Raw genomic sequence first — 289 nt, forward strand, 5'->3', positions numbered from 1 at the left:
GTGATGAGGTCGATCGTATCTTAGGTTTAGAGATGGGCGGTGATGACTATTGTGCCAAACCCTTTAGCCCTAGAGAGTTGGTCGCCCGCCTAAAAGCGATTTGGCGACGTGAGCAATTACTTTATGAGCAGGCTGCCAATAACCATACAGAAACAGCAAATAATAGCGCCGACCACGCTTTATCTAACAATACTTCACTAAGCAATGGCTCTTCTAATAACATGTCGGGGCAAGCGCTGACGTTTGAGTGTCAGTCTGGTATCTGGCATTATCAACCGCTCAATTACTC

The 289-nt window shown here is 46.4% G+C and carries 1 pseudogene; it reads left to right on the top strand.

Features of this window, described 5'->3' with window-relative positions:
• Window positions 1-289 (top strand): annotated as a pseudogene (locus AAEZ05_RS28155) (hypothetical protein); the annotation flags it as partial.

Origin of the sequence: Pseudomonas sp. HY13-MNA-CIBAN-0226, assembly GCF_040310305.1 — a bacterium.
GTDB classification, from domain to species: domain Bacteria; phylum Pseudomonadota; class Gammaproteobacteria; order Pseudomonadales; family Pseudomonadaceae; genus Aquipseudomonas; species Aquipseudomonas gregormendelii.